This is a genomic window from Paraburkholderia sp. 31.1 (genome assembly GCF_014397645.1).
Classification (GTDB): domain Bacteria; phylum Pseudomonadota; class Gammaproteobacteria; order Burkholderiales; family Burkholderiaceae; genus Paraburkholderia; species Paraburkholderia tuberum.
Window position 1 is genome coordinate 54,627 of the sequence record NZ_VZQN01000013.1, and the last position, 16,165, is coordinate 70,791.

The 16,165-nt window shown below is 68.4% G+C and carries 17 protein-coding genes; 13 read left to right on the top strand and 4 right to left on the bottom strand.

What is annotated here, in order from left to right:
- Positions 1 to 95: 95 nt before the first annotated feature.
- Entirely contained in the window at positions 96 to 1,595 is a 1,500-nt protein-coding gene (locus F6X37_RS12200) for a form I ribulose bisphosphate carboxylase large subunit (protein WP_187611469.1), read from the bottom strand.
- A 496-nt stretch (positions 1,596 to 2,091) separates the two neighbouring features.
- Between F6X37_RS12200 and pqqA the strand changes: the two genes are divergently transcribed.
- From pqqA to F6X37_RS12215, 3 genes are all read left to right on the top strand, one after another.
- Complete coding sequence (gene pqqA / locus F6X37_RS12205; protein WP_113062024.1) at positions 2,092 to 2,166, top strand: pyrroloquinoline quinone precursor peptide PqqA; 75 nt, start codon at positions 2,092 to 2,094, stop codon at positions 2,164 to 2,166.
- Positions 2,167 to 2,271: 105 nt separating this feature from the next.
- Positions 2,272 to 2,871 carry a DUF447 domain-containing protein gene (locus F6X37_RS12210; protein ID WP_187611470.1) on the top strand — a complete coding sequence of 200 codons (600 nt, stop codon included), beginning with the start codon at positions 2,272 to 2,274 and terminating at the stop codon, positions 2,869 to 2,871.
- Between the two features lie 27 nt (positions 2,872 to 2,898).
- Positions 2,899 to 3,642, top strand: a complete 744-nt coding sequence (locus F6X37_RS12215) for a (5-formylfuran-3-yl)methyl phosphate synthase (protein WP_187611471.1) — start codon at positions 2,899 to 2,901, stop codon at positions 3,640 to 3,642.
- A 7-nt stretch (positions 3,643 to 3,649) separates the two neighbouring features.
- Here the strand turns inward: F6X37_RS12215 and F6X37_RS12220 are convergent, their stop codons facing one another.
- From F6X37_RS12220 to F6X37_RS12230, 3 genes are all read right to left on the bottom strand, one after another.
- Positions 3,650 to 4,240, bottom strand: a complete 591-nt coding sequence (locus tag F6X37_RS12220; RefSeq protein WP_018424588.1) for an aspartate/glutamate/uridylate kinase — start codon at positions 4,238 to 4,240, stop codon at positions 3,650 to 3,652.
- A 166-nt stretch (positions 4,241 to 4,406) separates the two neighbouring features.
- Positions 4,407 to 5,516 (bottom strand): hydantoinase/oxoprolinase family protein, encoded by a 1,110-nt coding sequence (locus F6X37_RS12225; RefSeq protein ID WP_187611472.1) that lies wholly within the window; start codon positions 5,514 to 5,516, stop codon positions 4,407 to 4,409.
- A complete protein-coding gene (locus tag F6X37_RS12230) occupies positions 5,513 to 6,556 on the bottom strand; it encodes an ATP-grasp domain-containing protein (RefSeq protein WP_090809052.1) in 1,044 nt (347 codons plus the stop codon). The genes F6X37_RS12225 and F6X37_RS12230 overlap by 4 nt, the downstream gene beginning before the upstream one ends.
- Before the next feature lie 14 nt (positions 6,557 to 6,570).
- Between F6X37_RS12230 and F6X37_RS12235 the strand changes: the two genes are divergently transcribed.
- The 10 genes from F6X37_RS12235 to pqqD all read left to right on the top strand — a co-directional run bounded on the left by F6X37_RS12235 (position 6,571) and on the right by pqqD (position 16,163).
- Positions 6,571 to 7,320, top strand: coding sequence for a HisA/HisF-related TIM barrel protein (locus F6X37_RS12235; protein ID WP_187611473.1), 750 nt, complete (start codon positions 6,571 to 6,573; stop codon positions 7,318 to 7,320).
- A 218-nt stretch (positions 7,321 to 7,538) separates the two neighbouring features.
- Positions 7,539 to 8,930, top strand: a complete 1,392-nt coding sequence (locus F6X37_RS12240; protein ID WP_187611474.1) for a formylmethanofuran dehydrogenase — start codon at positions 7,539 to 7,541, stop codon at positions 8,928 to 8,930.
- Positions 8,927 to 10,636, top strand: a complete 1,710-nt coding sequence (locus F6X37_RS12245) for a formylmethanofuran dehydrogenase subunit A (RefSeq protein ID WP_187611475.1) — start codon at positions 8,927 to 8,929, stop codon at positions 10,634 to 10,636. Before F6X37_RS12240 ends, F6X37_RS12245 begins: the two co-directional genes overlap by 4 nt.
- Before the next feature lie 10 nt (positions 10,637 to 10,646).
- A complete protein-coding gene (gene fhcD / locus F6X37_RS12250) occupies positions 10,647 to 11,618 on the top strand; it encodes a formylmethanofuran--tetrahydromethanopterin N-formyltransferase (protein ID WP_187611476.1) in 972 nt (323 codons plus the stop codon).
- Entirely contained in the window at positions 11,615 to 12,451 is an 837-nt protein-coding gene (locus F6X37_RS12255) for a formylmethanofuran dehydrogenase subunit C (protein ID WP_187611477.1), read from the top strand. Before fhcD ends, F6X37_RS12255 begins: the two co-directional genes overlap by 4 nt.
- 79 nt (positions 12,452 to 12,530) lie before the next feature.
- Positions 12,531 to 13,115, top strand: coding sequence for a cytochrome b (locus F6X37_RS12260; RefSeq protein WP_410451257.1), 585 nt, complete (start codon positions 12,531 to 12,533; stop codon positions 13,113 to 13,115).
- Positions 13,112 to 14,146, top strand: coding sequence for an alpha/beta fold hydrolase (locus F6X37_RS12265; protein WP_187611478.1), 1,035 nt, complete (start codon positions 13,112 to 13,114; stop codon positions 14,144 to 14,146). Before F6X37_RS12260 ends, F6X37_RS12265 begins: the two co-directional genes overlap by 4 nt.
- Positions 14,143 to 15,057: a pyrroloquinoline quinone biosynthesis protein PqqB gene (pqqB, locus tag F6X37_RS12270; protein WP_184052047.1), complete on the top strand. Its 915-nt coding sequence runs from the start codon at positions 14,143 to 14,145 to the stop codon at positions 15,055 to 15,057. Before F6X37_RS12265 ends, pqqB begins: the two co-directional genes overlap by 4 nt.
- Positions 15,058 to 15,129: 72 nt before the next feature.
- Entirely contained in the window at positions 15,130 to 15,888 is a 759-nt protein-coding gene (gene pqqC, locus F6X37_RS12275) for a pyrroloquinoline-quinone synthase PqqC (RefSeq protein WP_090809035.1), read from the top strand.
- Positions 15,885 to 16,163 (top strand): pyrroloquinoline quinone biosynthesis peptide chaperone PqqD, encoded by a 279-nt coding sequence (pqqD, locus tag F6X37_RS12280; protein ID WP_187611479.1) that lies wholly within the window; start codon positions 15,885 to 15,887, stop codon positions 16,161 to 16,163. The genes pqqC and pqqD overlap by 4 nt, the downstream gene beginning before the upstream one ends.
- Positions 16,164 to 16,165: the final 2 nt, after the last annotated feature.

Here is a 16,165-nt window from a genome sequence, read left to right on the forward strand (position 1 = left end):
CGCGTTCGGAACGGCGTCAACGGTGCCCCGCGCGGTGCCGTTGCACCGCGTCGCGGATGCGCTCGTGAGGCGCTCGCGGGAAAAGCTCGGCGTGGCTAGGCCGCCGTCGGCGTGGCGGCGAAATCGGGCGTATCGGTCGATGCGTAGTTGAAGCTCACGTCGCGCCACGTATCGAGCGCCTGCTTGAGCGGCGTGCACCAGCGCGCGGCGGCTTCGAGCACGTCGGGCCCTTCGCGCAGAATGTCGCGGCCCTCGTTGCGCGCCTTCACCATCGCTTCGAGTGCGACGCGGTTCGCGGTCGCGCCGGCCTGGATGCCGGCCGGATGGCCGATCGTGCCGCCGCCGAACTGCAGGATCGCGTCGTCGCCGAACAGATCGAGCAGCTGATGCATCTGCCCCGCGTGAATCCCGCCCGAGGCGACCGGCATCACCTTGCGCAAGCCGGCCCACGGCTGGTCGAAGAAAATGCCGCGCGACAGATCGACCGCGTTGTGCGCGTCGCGGCACACGTTGTAGTAGCCCTGCACCGACAGCGGATCGCCTTCGAGCTTGCCGACCGCGGTGCCCGCATGCGCGTGATCGACGCCCGCCATGCGCAGCCATTTGGCGATCACGCGAAACGAGATGCCGTGGTTGCGTTGCCGCGTGTAGGTGCCATGCCCCGCGCGATGCAGATGCAGGATCATGTCGTGCCTGCGGGCCCAGCGCGACATCGACTGGATCGCGGTCCAGCCGATCACGAGGTCGATCATCACGATGCACGAGCCGAGCTCCTTCGCGAATTCGGCGCGCTCGTACATGTCCTCCATCGTGCCGGCCGTCACGTTCAGATAGTGCCCTTTGAACTCGCCAGTCTCCGCCTGGGCGCGGTTCACCGCCTCCATCGCGAACAGGAAGCGGTCGCGCCAGTGCATGAACGCCTGCGAGTTGATGTTCTCGTCGTCCTTCAGGAAGTCGAGGCCGCCGCGCAGGCCTTCGTAGACCACCCGTCCATAGTTTTTGCCCGACAGACCGAGCTTCGGCTTGACCGTGGCGCCGAGCAGCGGCCGACCATACTTGTCGAGCCGTTCGCGCTCGACGACGATGCCGGTCGGCGGCCCCTGAAACGTCTTCAGATACGCGACGGGAATGCGCATGTCTTCGAGCCGCAATGCCTTCAGCGGCTTGAAGCCGAACACGTTGCCGATGATCGACGCGGTCAGGTTCGCGACCGAGCCCTCTTCGAACAGATCGAGTTCATAAGCGATATACGCGAAGTACTGCGGCTCGTCGGCGCGAGACACCGGCACCGGCTCGACGCGATACGCCTTCGCGCGATACATGTCGCAGGCAGTGAGCCGGTCGGTCCACACCACCGTCCACGTCGCGGTCGAGGATTCGCCGGCCACCGCGGCCGCTGCTTCCTCGGGTTCGACACCGGGTTGCGGCGTGATGCGAAACAGCGCGATCACGTCGGTGTCTTTCGGTTCGTAGTCCGGTTGCCAGTACCCCATCTCGCGGTATTTCATCACGCCCGCCGCGTACCGTTCGCGCGGATTGTGCGGATCGCGCGCTTGAGGTTCGGGCTGGATCGGCGGTTGACTGAAATCGTTCATGACGTGTCCTCGAAGGTGGCAAGCGCACTGCCGGAAGAACGAAGCGCTTGAGTTGCACTGTAGGCACGGACACGCCCAAGGTGAATTCACGATTTTATTTGGCAGACTTAACGGATCGGTTATTACTCCAACTTCGGCTACCACATCGTGAGGTTCTTTTTCGAGCCGTGCGACGCGAATGGGAGCAGAATGTGTTGGTGAGCGAGGCGGGCGCGGCGTGACAGCGCAATCGAATTAGCGAATCGCGATGGCACACTTTGCTTCGTTTTCGCCACACCGCGCGGCTCTTTGCGTCTGGCAACCCGCGCGAGCGCCACGGCGTGGCGCAATTCGCCGGGTGCTGTATTGGCCGTCGAATGCACGCACGCCTGGCCGGCCGGAACGCGCACGGGCACGGAGCTTGCATGATGCCGGCTGCCGTCGACACCGGGCATCACGCCGGGCCGGCGGCGCAACGCTGTTCCACCCGCTGTTTCAACCGAAGGAGAAAGCACGTATGCAATGGACGACTCCGAGCTACACCGACGTACGCCTCGGTTTTGAAATCGTGATGTATGTCGCTACGCGTTAAGCCCGCAACCGGGCCGCACGCCGCGGCCCCCTTGCGGTTCCCGTTTGTGTTTGACCTCTGCTGACGGCCGGCCTTCCGGCGCTGTCGGGACACGCGTTCCCAGCCATGATCCACGAAACGATCGTCACCACGGCAGCGTGCGATGGCCGTCCTCATATCGCGCCAATGGGCGCGCGCCACGAGGGTGAGCGCATCATCCTTGCGCCTTTCCGTCCGTCGGTCACGCTCGACAACGTGATCGCGACGCGCGCGGCCGTGCTGAATTTCACCATCGACGTGCGTATCTTCGCGGGCTGCGTCACGCACTGCGCGACCGATTGGCCGACCGTGGCCGCGAGCCGCGTGCCGAGCGTACGTCTGGCCGAGTCGCTGGCCCACGCCGAGCTCGAACTCGACGAGCTGCGCGACGACGCCGAGCGCCCGGTGCTGGTGATGAAATGCGTGCACCGTGAAAACCACGCGCCGTTCGCGGGCTTCAATCGCGCGCAGTCGGCGGTCGTGGAAGGCGCGATTCTGGTGAGCCGGCTCTTCATGCTGCCGGCCGACAAGGTCGATCGAGAAATGGCGTATCTGCAGATCGCGATCGACAAAACCGCCGGCGACAACGAGCGCACCGCATGGAGCTGGCTCGTCGCCGCGATCGCGCGATATCGCGCGAGCCTCGCAGACGCGGCGCATCAGGCCGCCGCTTCGGCCCATCACTGAAAACCCTTCCTTCCGCGGAGAACCCCGATGACCGCATTGCTCGCGAGCGTCCGCTCGGCTGACGAAGCATTCGACGCCGCCCGCGCCGGCGCCGAGCTGATCGACCTGAAAGAGCCGGACGACGGCGCGCTCGGCGGCCTGTCGATCGGCGCCATCACCAACATCGCGCAACAACTTCGCGCGCGCTACCCGGTCAAGCCGATCAGCGCGGCGATCGGCGACGTGCCGGCCGATGCGTTCGACGAGATCGCCGCGCGCGTGATCGACGTCAGCGATGCCGGCGTCGACTATGTGAAGGTCGGCGTCGCGCGCGGACCGGCCGCGCGCCGCTGCCTCGAGCAGCTCGCGAATCTGCCGGCTAGCGTCGTGCCGGTGCTGCTATGCGACGGCGGCATGGACGACGAACTGGTCAGCCACACCGCGGCGCTCGGTTTCGCCGGCCTGATGTTCGATACCGCGAGCAAGGACGGCGGCACGCTGTTCGATCACGTCGATGTCGACTCGCTCGCGCGCTGGTTGCGGCTCGCGCGTCAGCGCGGCGCGATGGCGGGCATCGCCGGTGCGCTCGGCTGGGCGCAACTGCCGCAGATCCGCGCGCTGGCGCCCGACGTGGCCGGTTTTCGCACCGCGCTGTGCGCCGACGGGCGCCGCTCGCGGCTCGACCCCGAGCGCGTCGCGCAATGGGCGAGCGCGTTGCATCGGCCGGCTGGAGAGATTCGCGTCGATGGCGCGGCGCCGTTGCCGGGCTCGACGAACGCGACGCGGCTGTAGCAGCCGATCACATCACCGGAATATTCAGCAAACGGTCGCGCATCAGCGCGACGTTGCTCTTGTCGAGCAATTCGACCACATAGTTCGCATCGTTCACGTAGTCGACGAACTTGCGGTCGATCACCCCCGACGCGGCCAGCGTTTCGAGCGGATCGTCGACGGCGATCGGACAGGATTTGACGACGACCAGCCGCTCCGCGTTGAGCATCGTCGATAGCCAGGCGGCGAGGCTGTCCGAGGTCGTGTCCCAGTTGCTCATCGCGTCGGGCGTGTCGCGCATCAGCGCGGTCGGCGCCCACACGGCGACATGACCGTCACGCAGGGTGCGGCGAATCTTCGCCTCGCTCGACGCGATCACCAGTTCGGGCGAAACACCCTGCATCAGCAGCGCATATTGCGTCATCGCGAGCAGACACATGTTGTGCGCGGCCAGATCGTCGAAGTTCCACTCGCCCTGGTACTGGCGGACCTTGTCCGCGAAATCGCCGCCGCCGGGCACGATCACGACCCGTCCGCCGCCGACTTCGCATAGCTCACTGAGCCAGTGGCGCAGTGCCGGGTCGTGACTCAGGCTGCCTCCGATCTTGACCACCCACATGACTGTTGCCCTCGTGTCCAGTTGAGTGCCCGGCCGGGTCGCGTCGTTTCGCAACCTCGTTCATCACCGAACTTGTCCCGCTCGCCATATCGTGTCCCCTGCCCCTCTTTGCGCTACTCGTGCGCCGGCGCGCCGCGTCCCCGGATTGCGCGCCGCGCCTCTCGACTCATGCCGCGCGCGCCGCGATACCACGCGCGCCGCGCCGTTGGGCGCCCGGCTCGCGCGCCGCGAGCAGCGCGACCGCCACGCTCGGCGCGCAGGTCGCCGCCCATGCCGCGCAAGCATCGGGCACGCCCGCCAGCGCGCCGAAGTCGATATAGCCGCGCGCCTCGTCGCGCGCCAATGCGGCGACGAGGAAGCGGCCGCAGCCGGCGGCCACCAGCGGCGCGGCCGCGAGCGCCGGCTGCGCGGCGACCACGCGCATCAGGTTCGCGCCGATTTCGCGCACCTGCAGCGCGCGCCAGCGCCGCGCAAAGTGCAGCCATTCGACGTCCGACGCGTCGTGCGCGTCGTGCCCGATCATGCGCGCGAGCCGCGCGCGGCTCGCCGCCTGCGTCTTCGGCCCCTGGTCGGCGCTCGGCTGCACGTCGTGCAGCGGGTCCAGTTCGCCGGTCAGCCGGTAGACGTCGGCGGTCGTCGCAAACCATTCGTTCATCACGTTCAGCATGGCGCCGCCGAATTCGATCCGCTGCGCGACGCCGCACAACGGCGTGCGCACGACGCCGTGATACACGAGTTCGCCGGTCGCGAGCCGGCCCGCATCGGTCGCGGCACGCGCGACGACGCGGCCGTCGACGATCGGAATGATGTCGGTGGTGGTGCTGCCGATGTCGATCAGCAGCGCGTTCGCCATGCAGGTAGCGACCCAGCTCGCGGTCGCGAGCCAGTTCGCCGACGCGACGTGGCGCCAGCCGGCCGCGCAGTCGGCGGCGGCGAGCCAGCCGGCGGCGCCGGCGTAGAAACGCAGTGATGGACCGAGCCGCTGCGCGAGCGCGGCCACGATCGCGCGCACGCCTTCGGCGCGATCCGCGAACAGGTCGACCATCTCGCCGGTCATCGTCACCGCATGCTGCGCGGCGTCCGTGCGGGCCTGCGGCCAGCGCTCGAAGACGAGGTCGATCGTGCGGTGCAGATGGTCGAGCCCCTGCCAAAGCGGACACGGCCATTGCACGACGTCCAGCACGGCGTCGCTGCCGTCGACGAGCGACACCTTCACGTGCGCGCCGCCGACGTCCCAGCCGAACCGCGCCGCCGGGTTCGAACGGGCGGGGCTCAAGGGCGCACCTCGTACGTCGCCGAATTGGCGCGCGCCGCGCCGCAGCGCTCGATGCGCACGCCATGCGCGGCCAGCAGCGCGCGCGTCAGGCCGCTGCCGCGCGCCGCCGACAGCCCCGCATAAGCGACCGTCAAACGCGGATTCACTTCGATCACGACCGGCCCGAGTTGCGGATGCCACACGACATCGATGCCGACGAAGCCGCGCAAACCCGGGATGGCCCGCGCGACGCGATGCGCGAGCGTGTCGAGCGCGCGGCCCATGTCGCTGTGCTGGTCGATCTGATCGACCAGCACGCCGTCGAACTCGACGATCCGCGCAACATCACCCGACGCGTCGCCGCCGCTCAGCCCGATCTGCTGACGGTTGATGCTGAGGAGCTTGGTAGCGTCGCCGCGGCAGATCAGCGACAGGCTCAACGGCTCGCCATCGACCCACGCCTGCAGCACCGGATTGCGCGCCGCCGCCGCGCGCGCCTCGTACTCGGCGCAGGCATCGGCGAAGCGCTCGTACACGATGGTGTCGAGGCCGCCCGCGCCGTCGTCCGGTTTGACCACCCACCGGCCGTCGTGCTGCGCGGCTGAATCGCCGGGTTCGAGCGCCGGCGTCGTCGCAATGCCATGCGCGGCAAGACACGCCGCCGTCGCGCTCTTGCTCGACGCGACGCGGATCGCTTCCTTCGCGCAGCCGAGCCAGCGCGCAGTACCGACCGCATCGTGAAAGCGCAGCAGCAGCCCGTCGCATTCCGGCGCGACGACCCACGCGTAATCGTGCTCGCGCGCCGCGCGCGCGACGAACGCCGTCATCGATTCGCCGGGCGCGGCCATACAATGGGCCTCGCCCGCCCCTGGCGTTTCGAAGCGCGAGGTCGCGAACGTGACCTGCACGCCGTCGAGTTCACGCAGAGCGTCGACCAGCGCGTCGCGCATCACGCGTCCTTCGACGATCAGCGCGCTCAAATCGGCGAGACTGCCCGGGCCGGCGAGCTGGGGGTCGATGCCGCCGCCGGTGAGATACTCGTAGACAAAGATTCTGGTCAAAGGAAAGCGCCCCTATGCAGGTGATACCTGTTCTCGATCTGCTCGACGGCCAGGTCGTACGCGCGGTGCGCGGCGAGCGGAGCGCCTATCGGCCCATCCAGTCCCGCCTCGTCGCGACGAGCGACCCACTTGCCACCGCCCGCGCGCTGCTCGAAGCCAGCGGCGCGCGCACGCTCTATATCGCCGATCTCGGCGCCATCCTGCAGCGCGGCGCGCATGCTTCGACGCTCGCCGCATTGCGGGCCGCGCTGCCCGGCATCGAACTGTGGCTCGACGCGGGTTTCGCGGACTACGCGTCGATGCGCGCGCTATTCGAGCGCATCGACGACGCCATCGATCAACACGACAGCCCTGCTGCCGGTTCCCACCTCGCGACTCTCGTGCCTGTGTTCGGCTCGGAGACGCTGCGCGATATCCACGCACTGCACGCGGCTCAGCGCGCCGGCCTTGCGCCGATCCTGTCGCTAGATCAGCGGGCGGGCGAACTGCTCGCCGCGGCCGCGCTCGACCGCTCGTCGGCGTGGTGGCCGCCGCGCGTGATCGCGATGACGCTCGACCAGGTCGGCAGCTACGCCGGCCCCGATCTCGCAACGTTCGAGCGCGTGCGCGCGCAGGCCGCCGCGCACACCACGCTGATCGGCGCGGGCGGCATCCGCAATCGCGACGATCTGGCCGCCGCGGCCGGCACCGGCGCAAGCGCCTGGCTGGTGGCCTCCGCGCTGCACGATCGACAGATCGACTGCGCGAATTCCGATTCCGCGTAGGCCTTCCATACAATTTCCATGCCACGCGTCCTGACAGCGCTGTCGGTAAACGCAACACAAGCCGGACTGTTCGCGTGTGACACTCTGCTTGACACTCTGCTCCAGAACGGCACACATTTTGTATGGCGCGGTGGGCCTTTGACGCGCGCGCCGACGCAGGATCAGGCACGTTTACCGCAGGGTCGACAGATCGGCATGGAGCTTGCTAAACCTGCCCCATGCATAGCCCCTCCATCGATCCATCGACCCCCAGCCCGAGCGCAACGCGCGCCGCGGCGCTCACACGCGACTGGATCTGTCCGTTCTGCCCTTTGCTGTGCGACGACCTGGCCGCCGCTGCCCACGACGACGGCACGCTCGATGTGCCGGACACCGAATGTTCGCGGCTCGCTCACGCGCTCGCGCAGTACGGCGCGACGGACGCGCAATGCGCTTGCACCGTCGATGGCGACGAAGCGGACAAGGATGCCGCGCTGGCGAGCGCCGCGCAGTGGCTCGCGAACGCGCGCCGCCCGCTATTCGGCGGCCTCGCCACCGACGTCGCCGGCATCCGCGCGCTGTATCCGCTTGCCGCCGCCTGCGGCGCGATCCTCGATCATCTGCACGGCGATGCGCTGACGCCCGCGACGCTCGCTTTGCAAGACCGCGGCTCGTTCTTTACGACGCTCTCCGAAGTGCGCGCGCGCGCCGACCTGCTGGTGTTCTTCGGCTGTCAGCCGTCGCGGCGCTATCCGCGCTTTTTCACGCGCGCGCTGGCGGGCACCGACCTCGCGCGCGAGCTGGTCTTCGTCGGCTGCGAAGCGGACCCCGCCGCGGCCGGCTTCGCGCAAACGCGCATCGACACGCTGCTGCCGGACACCGATCCGTACGACACGCTCGCGCTGTGGTCAGCGCTCGCGGAAGGACGCGACGCCGCCGCGCTGAGCCACGGCGATGGCAGCGCAGCCAACGTGGCAACCGCGCTCGCGTCGTTGCACGCACGCATCGCCGGCGCGCGCTATACGGTGGTCGTCTACGAACCGGCCGCACTGCCCGCGCCGCACGCGGCGCTGCTGATCGAAGCGCTGAACCGGATCGTGAAGGCCGTGAATCGCACGACGCGCGCGGCATGTCTCGCGCTCGGCGGCGACGACGGCGCGTTGACGGTCAATCAGACCGTCACGTGGCTGTCCGGCTTGCCGCTGCGCACGCGCGTGTCGATGCCGGCGCACGCCGCGGGCACCGCGCCGCTCGATCACGATCCGTACCGCTATCGGACGGCTCGGCTGCTCGCCGAACGCGAAGTCGATGCGCTGCTGTGGATCGCGGGCTTCGCGCCGCACGCGTGGCCGGCGTCGCTCGATCCCGCGCTTGCCCTGATCGTGCTCGGTCATCCGGCGCTCGCCGATGCCGCCAAGGCGCGCGGCGCGAACACCGTGTTCGTGCCGGTCGCGACACCGGGCGTCGATAGCGGCGGGCATCTGTTTCGCGTCGACGGCACGGTCGTGATGCCGCTCACCGCCGCGCGTGGTGCCGCGCTGGAGTCGGTGGCGTCGATTGCCGCGAAGCTGAGCGGGCGATTGAGCGGGCAACTGAGCGAACGCTCGAGTACGCGCGAGGATCAGCCATGACTCTCGTCCGGCTCAAGGGCGGCACGGTGTTCGACCCGATCCACAACGTCAACGGCGAGCGCCGCGACCTGACGTTCCGCGACGGCCGCATCGTCGACGTGCCCGCCACCACGCCCGTCGATCGCGAATACGACGCGACCGGCATGACCGTGATGGCGGGCGGCATCGACCTGCATTCGCATATCGGCGGCGGCAAGACCAATCTGTCGCGCCTGCTGCTGCCCGAGGACCATCGCGCCGATGCGCGGGGCGCCCATGCGCCGCGCGAGGCCGCCTACGAAGCCGCGCGCGACGACAACGGCCGCTACCTGCGCCTGCCGTCGTGCGGCGTCTGCACGCCGGGCACGCTCGCGACCGGCTATCGCTACGCCGAAATGGGCTACACGGCCGCGTTCGAGCCGGCGATGATGCCGTCCAACGCGCGCCACACGCACCTCGAAATGGGCGACACGCCGATCATCGATCATGGCGCGTACGTGATGCTCGGCAACGACGAGCTGTTCCTGCGGATGCTCGCCGCGCGCGACGACTTCGAACGTCTGCGCGATTACGTCGGCTGGACGATCGCCGCGAGCAAGGCGCTCGGCGTCAAGGTGGTGAACCCCGGCGGCATCTCGGCGTTCAAGTTCAACCAGCGCTCGCTAAACGTCGACGAGCCGCACGCGCACTACGGCATCACGCCGCGCGACGTGCTGCGCACGCTAACGCGCGCGCTGACCGAGCTGCGCGTGCCGCATCCGCTGCACGTGCACACGAGCAACCTCGGCGTGCCCGGCAACCTCGCCTCGACCATCGCGACGATGGACGCCGCCGACGGTCTGCCGATCCATCTGACGCATATCCAGTTTCACAGCTATGGCACCGAGGGTTCGCGCAAGTTTTCGTCGGGCGCGCGGCAGATTGCCGAGGCCGTGAACGCGCGGCCGAACGTGTCGATCGACGTCGGTCAGATCATCTTCGGACAGACCGTCACGGCCTCCGGTGACACGATGATGCAGTTCCGCAACGCGCCGCTCGCGCGGCCGCACAAGTGGGTGGTGGGCGATATCGAGTGCGACGCGGGTTGCGGCGTGCTGCCGTTCCGTTATCGCGAACAGAGCTACGTGAACGCGCTGCAATGGATCATCGGCCTCGAAATCTTCCTGCTCGTCGACGACCCGTGGCGCGTCGCGATGACCACCGATCATCCGAACGGCGGACCGTTCACGAGCTACCCGCATCTGATTCGCCTGCTGATGGACAAGCCGTTTCGCGATGAGCAACTGGCGAAGCTGCATCCCGAGGCGCAGGTCGCCAGTGCGTTGCCGGAGCTCAAACGCGAATTCTCGCTGTACGAGATCGCGATCATCACGCGCGCCGGTCCCGCGCGGCTGCTCGGCCTGCGCGATCGCGGCCATCTCGGCGCGGGCGCGGCGGCGGACATCGCCGTCTATCGCGACGAGCCGGACCGCGAGCGGATGTTCACGTCGCCGGCCTATGTGTTCAAGGACGGCGAGCTGGTCGCGCGCGACGGCACGCTGGTCGCGACGCCAACGGGCGGTATCCATTTCGTCGCGCCGGAATTCGATCGCGGCATCGAGACAACGCTGCGCGCGTATAGCGACGCGAACCTCGCGAGCAACTTCGCGCACGCCGCGATCAGCGACGACGAAGCCTGCCGCTGCTGCCGCGGCGGACGGCTATTGCCCGTCGAATGTCTAACCTGACGCGTCCACGATGAACGCTCCCGCCCCACTCGACATCAACGGCACCGCGATCGACGCGACCTTCGCCGAAGCCTTTCCGATGAAGGCGACCCGGCTCGTGATCACCGCGCACACGCCGACGTGGGCGATGCACGCGGCGAACTCGCTGGCGGGCTTCGCGACCTCGGTGATCGGTTGCGGCTGCGAGGCGGGCGTCGAGCGTGCGCTCGCGCCCGCTGCCACGCCCGACGGCCGGCCCGGCGTCGCGGTGCTGTTGTTCGCGGTGTCGTCGAAGGAGCTCGCGAAGCAGATCGGACGGCGCGTCGGCCAGTGCGTGCTCACCTGTCCGAGCACGGCCGTCTACGGCGGCATCGATCCGGCCACGAGCCGCGCGCCGCTGTCGGACCCGGCGCCGCTCGGCAGCGGGCTGCGCTTTTTCGGCGACGGCTGGCAGATCGCGAAGATGATCGACGCGGGGAACGGACCCACGCGTTACTGGCGCGTGCCGGTGATGGACGGCGAGTTCGTCTGCGAAGACATGGCGACGACGGTCAAGGCCGTCGGCGGCGGCAACCTGCTGCTGCTCGCGCGCGACCTGGGCGCCGCGCTCGCGGCGGCCGAAGCCGCGGTCGCCGCGATGCGCCGGCTGCCGAACGTGATCATGCCGTTTCCCGGCGGCATCGTGCGCTCGGGCTCGAAGATCGGCTCGAAATACGCGGGCGCGACCGCGTCGACCAACGACGCGTTCTGCCCGAGCCTGATCGGCCTCGCGCGGCGCAGCGAGTTGAGCGCGGACGTTGGCTGCGTGCTGGAGATCGTCATCGACGGTCTGACCGACGCCGACGTCGGCGCGGCGATGACGGCCGGGATCGGCGCGGCCGCCGGACTCGGCCGCGCGGCCGGCGTGCTGCGCATTTCGGCGGGCAACTACGGCGGCAAGCTCGGGCCGTACCACTTTCATCTGCACGAACTGGCGGCGGGGCTCAATGGGAGTCACGCATGAGCACGACCACGTTGCGCGTGAAGACACCACCCGGCTTTCGCGTCGATGCCGCAGCGCTGTCACCCGCGGCGCTGGCCAGCATGAGCGTGGCCGAGATCGAGCGCATCGTGCTGCCGGCGGGCAACGAGCGCTGCGTGGTCGGCGACGTCTTCGAGGTTTCGCGCGACGACGCGCCTGCGTCCGGCGACGACATGGCCACGCTGCTGATCGACGGCGCCGCGCGGTGGCTGGACCGGCTCGGCGCGCAGATGGACGGCGGACGGCTCGTCGCGCGCGGCTCGGTCGGCGACTACAGCGGCTTCAGAATGAGCGGCGGCTTGCTTGAAATCGACGGCGACGCGGGGCATTTCACCGGCTGCGAAATGCGCGGCGGACGCGTGACGGTGCGCGGCGACAGCGGCGACTTCGCCGCCGGCGCACTGACGGGCGATATGGAAGGCATGAGCGGCGGCACGCTGACGATCCACGGCAACGCCGGCGCGCGGCTCGCCGACCGGATGCGCCGCGGCCTCGTGCTGGTCGGCGGCAACGCGGGCGACTTCGCGGCGTCGCGGCTGGTGGCGGGAACCGTCGGCGTGGCGGGGCAACTGGGCGCGCATTATGCCTATGCAATGAGGCGTGGCACGCTCCTGCTCGCGCAACGGCCAGAGCCACTGCCGCCCCCTACTTTCACCGGCGGCGGACACGGTTTCGACGTATTCTGGTCATTGCTCATACGCAGTCTCACGGCCGAAATCGCGCCGTTTTCGCAGTGGCGCGCGGACCGTCTGCCGGTCCGTTTCACGGGCGACCTCGCGGTCGACGGCCGCGGTGAAATACTGATCGCCGGCTGAACCAGCTATGTCAGCCGCGACTGAAACGGTGTTCGGCAAAAAAGAAACGTCCCGCAACGATGTTGCATGGAGACAGGGCATGAGGACAGCGGATTCTGCAAACGCGAAGCCTGATATCGACGTCAACGCAAATGCCAGCGCCGGCGGCCCGCGCTATGCCGGGCTGCTGATCGCGCTGCACTGGCTGATCGCGCTCGGCATCGTCGGGCTGCTCGCACTCGGGCTTTATATGGTCGGCTTGCCGAAGGGCTTGCCCGTCAAGGCGACGCTGATCAATCTGCACAAGTCGCTCGGAATGACGGTTTTCCTGCTGGTGCTTTTGCGCATCGTCGCGCGGCTGGTCCTTCACCGGCCTCCGCTGCCGCCGATGCCACCGTGGCAACGCGCCGCCGCGCGCACTACGCAGGGTCTTTTATATGTCGGCATGGTGGCGATGCCGCTTGCCGGGTATCTCGGCTCGTCGTTCAACACCTACGGCACGCGCTTCTGGGGCATCCTGCTGCCGAAGTGGGGCTGGGACGACGCGCATCTGCGCGCGCTGTTCTTCGGCCTTCACCACGCCATCGGCTTCGCGCTGATTGCGCTGATCGTGCTGCACGTGGCGGGCGCGTTCAAGCATCAGTGGATCGATCGCGACAACCTGCTCGCGAGGATGCTGCCATGACGATGCGAGGCTTATCGCGCCACACGCAGGCAGCCGCCGCGCTCGAAGTCCATACGCTGCGCACGCGCGATGGTCATCGCGTGTGGTATGCGCTGGCCGGCGCGCGCGACGGCGTGCCGGTCGCGGTGCTGCACGGCGGCCCAGGCAGCGGCAGTCAGCCCGGCGTGCTGCGGCTGTTCGATCTGCAGCGCTTTCGCGTCGTGCTGATCGACCAGCGCGGCACCGGTGCCTCGACGCCGCACGGCAGCGTGCGCCACAACCGCACCGACTATCTGATCGCCGATCTCGAAGCGATTCGCGCGCGGCTCGGCTTCGCGCGCTGGGGCGTGCTCGGCGGATCGTGGGGCGCGGCGCTCGCGCTCGCTTATGCGGGGCAGTGTCCGCGGTCGGTGACGGGCGTCGTGCTGCGCGGCCTGTTCCTGACGTCCGCGCGCGAAGTGCGCGGTTTGTTCATCGCGTCACGCAAGCGTGCGCCGCGTGCGTGGTCGAGACTGCGTGCCGCTGCTCGCTGCGAGCAGCCCGCGGCACTGGCCGCGCGTTGCGGCGACACCTTGCAATACGGCGCGAATGAAGCGCGGCAACGCGCGCTCGCGCTGGCCTGGCGCGGCTATGAAAACGCGGTGCTCGCGAGCGCATCGCCGCGAGGCGCCGCACAACGACGTGCGAACCTGCGAAACCCACGCGAATCCCAACGCCACGTGCGCAAGCTGATCGGCAAATACCGGATTCAGGCGCACTACCTCGCGCATCGCTGCTGGCTCGGCGAGACGGGTTTGCTGTCGCTCGCGCGCCGCGCGGCGGCGGCCGGGGTATCGATTGCGGCCGTGCATGGTGCGCGCGATCCGGTGTGTCCGCGCGGCAATCTGCGACGTCTGTCGCGCGCGGTTCCGTCGGCGCGCGTCGAGTCTGTCAGCGCGGCGGGTCATCTGACGAGCGACCCCGCGTTGCATGCATGCGTCGCGCAGGCGCTCACCGCGATGTTCACTCCCACCGTCGAAGAGGGGCGCAGCAGCATGCGTCGCGCGGCATGAAGATCAAGGTACTCGGCTCGTCGGCTGGCGGCGGCTTTCCGCAGTGGAACTGCAATTGCCGCAATTGCGACGGAGTGCGTCGCGGCACGGTGAAGGCGACGCGCCGCACGCAGTCGTCGATCGCGGTCAGCGCGAATGGCGAGGACTGGCTGCTCGTCAATGCATCGCCCGATCTGCTCGCGCAGATCGCCGCACATCCCGAACTTCAACCCGCGCGGCGCGCGCGCGACAGCGGCATCGCCGCGGTGCTCGTGATCGACGCGCAGATCGACCACGTGACCGGCCTCTTGATGCTGCGCGAACGCGACACCCCGCTGCCGCTATACGCGACCGATGCGGTCTGGCAAGACCTCCGCTCCGGCTTTCCGGTCGCGCCGATCCTGTCGCACTACTGCGGAGTCGAGCACCGCCGGATCGCGCTCGACGGCGCGCCGCTCGCCGTCGACGCGCTGCCCGGCATCCGCATCGACGCGCTGCCGCTGTCGAGCAAGGCGCCGCCGTACTCGCCGCATCGCGATGCGCCGGAGCGCGGCGACAACATCGGTCTCGTGCTGACGAACCTGCAATCGGGCCGGCGCGTGTTCTACGCGCCGGGGCTCGGCGCGATCGAGCCGCACGTGCTGGCGGCGATGCGCGAGGCCGATCTGCTACTCGTCGACGGCACGCTGTGGACCGGCGACGAAATGATCCGCCTCGGCCTGTCGAAGAAGACCTCGGCGGATATGGGCCATCTGCCGCAGAGCGGCGCGGGCGGCATGATCGAAACGCTCGATTCGCTCGGCGCGAAACGCAAAGTGCTGATCCATATCAACAATACGAATCCGATCCTGATCGAAGACGGCCCCGAGCGGCGCATGCTGGGCGAGCATGGCATCGAGGTCGCGTACGACGCAATGAGCTTCGAGCTTTGAGGCGCGCAGTGAAGAGTACGGAGCGATGCGGTAACGAGGCGCGGCTGTGAACGACGATAAAACGGAGACGGCATGAACGCGAAAGACATTCAGGACACGACACCAACACGCGACGCGAGTACCACGGGAACTCAAGGCATCGACCGACCCGCCTGGAGCCGTGAAGAATTCGAGGCGCAGTTGCGCGCGAAGGGCACCGCCTATCACATCCACCATCCGTTCAACGTGAAGATGAATAGCGGCGGCTGCTCGCGCGAGCAGATTCGCGGCTGGGTCGCGAACCGCTTCTACTACCAGATCAACATTCCGCTGAAGGATGCGGCCGTGCTGTCGAACTGTCCGGACCGCGAGACGCGCCGCCGCTGGGTGCTGCGCATCCTCGATCACGACGGCTACGATGGCGCGGAAGGCGGCATCGAAGCCTGGGCGCGTCTCGCGGATGCGGTCGGCCTTACACGCGACGAACTGTGGTCGCTCGAACACGTGACGCCGGGCGTGCGCTTCGCCGTCGATGCGTATGTGAATTTCGCGCGCCGCGCGCCGTGGCAGGAAGCAGTGTGCTCGTCGCTGACCGAAATGTTCGCGCCGCAGGTGCATCGCGACCGGCTCGCGAGCTGGCCCGAGCACTATCCGTGGATCGAAGCGGAGGGCCTCGCGTATTTCCGTTCGCGCATCTCACTCGCGCAGCGCGATGTGCAGCACGGACTCGAGGTCACGCTTGCCCATTTCACGCGACGCGATCAGCAGGAACGGGCGCTCGACATCCTGCAGTTCAAGCTCGACATTCTGTGGACCATGCTCGACGCGATCGAGAAGGCATTTCCGCAATGAACGACTCGACACGCGCCGACCCCGCCACGCCGCTCGCGATCGCGAAGCCATTCCGCCTGCAATGGGAGCCCGCGCAGAACGCGCACGTGCTGCTGTACCCGGAGGGCATGGTGAAGCTCAATCAAAGCGCGGGAGAAATCCTCAAGCGCTGCGACGGCACACGCGACATCGATACGCTGATCGCCGAGCTCGAACAGGCGTTCAACACGACCGGCATCGGCAGCGAGGTGCGGGCCTTCATCGCCGACGCGCATGGGCGCGGCTGGCTGGAGTAGCG

Excerpts from the sequence above, each read along its gene's own strand:
- F6X37_RS12220 (WP_018424588.1), bottom strand. The coding sequence starts at position 4,240 with ATGTGGGTGGTCAAGATCGGAGGCAGCCTGAGTCACGACCCGGCACTG.
- pqqC (WP_090809035.1), top strand. The coding sequence starts at position 15,130 with ATGAACGCGAAAGACATTCAGGACACGACACCAACACGCGACGCGAGT.
- fhcD (WP_187611476.1), top strand. The coding sequence starts at position 10,647 with ATGAACGCTCCCGCCCCACTCGACATCAACGGCACCGCGATCGACGCG.
- pqqD (WP_187611479.1), top strand. The coding sequence starts at position 15,885 with ATGAACGACTCGACACGCGCCGACCCCGCCACGCCGCTCGCGATCGCG.
- F6X37_RS12210 (WP_187611470.1), top strand. The coding sequence starts at position 2,272 with ATGATCCACGAAACGATCGTCACCACGGCAGCGTGCGATGGCCGTCCT.
- F6X37_RS12265 (WP_187611478.1), top strand. The coding sequence starts at position 13,112 with ATGACGATGCGAGGCTTATCGCGCCACACGCAGGCAGCCGCCGCGCTC.
- F6X37_RS12240 (WP_187611474.1), top strand. The coding sequence starts at position 7,539 with ATGCATAGCCCCTCCATCGATCCATCGACCCCCAGCCCGAGCGCAACG.
- pqqB (WP_184052047.1), top strand. The coding sequence starts at position 14,143 with ATGAAGATCAAGGTACTCGGCTCGTCGGCTGGCGGCGGCTTTCCGCAG.
- F6X37_RS12260 (WP_410451257.1), top strand. The coding sequence starts at position 12,531 with ATGAGGACAGCGGATTCTGCAAACGCGAAGCCTGATATCGACGTCAAC.
- F6X37_RS12235 (WP_187611473.1), top strand. The coding sequence starts at position 6,571 with ATGCAGGTGATACCTGTTCTCGATCTGCTCGACGGCCAGGTCGTACGC.
- F6X37_RS12255 (WP_187611477.1), top strand. The coding sequence starts at position 11,615 with ATGAGCACGACCACGTTGCGCGTGAAGACACCACCCGGCTTTCGCGTC.
- F6X37_RS12245 (WP_187611475.1), top strand. The coding sequence starts at position 8,927 with ATGACTCTCGTCCGGCTCAAGGGCGGCACGGTGTTCGACCCGATCCAC.
- F6X37_RS12215 (WP_187611471.1), top strand. The coding sequence starts at position 2,899 with ATGACCGCATTGCTCGCGAGCGTCCGCTCGGCTGACGAAGCATTCGAC.
- F6X37_RS12200 (WP_187611469.1), bottom strand. The coding sequence starts at position 1,595 with ATGAACGATTTCAGTCAACCGCCGATCCAGCCCGAACCTCAAGCGCGC.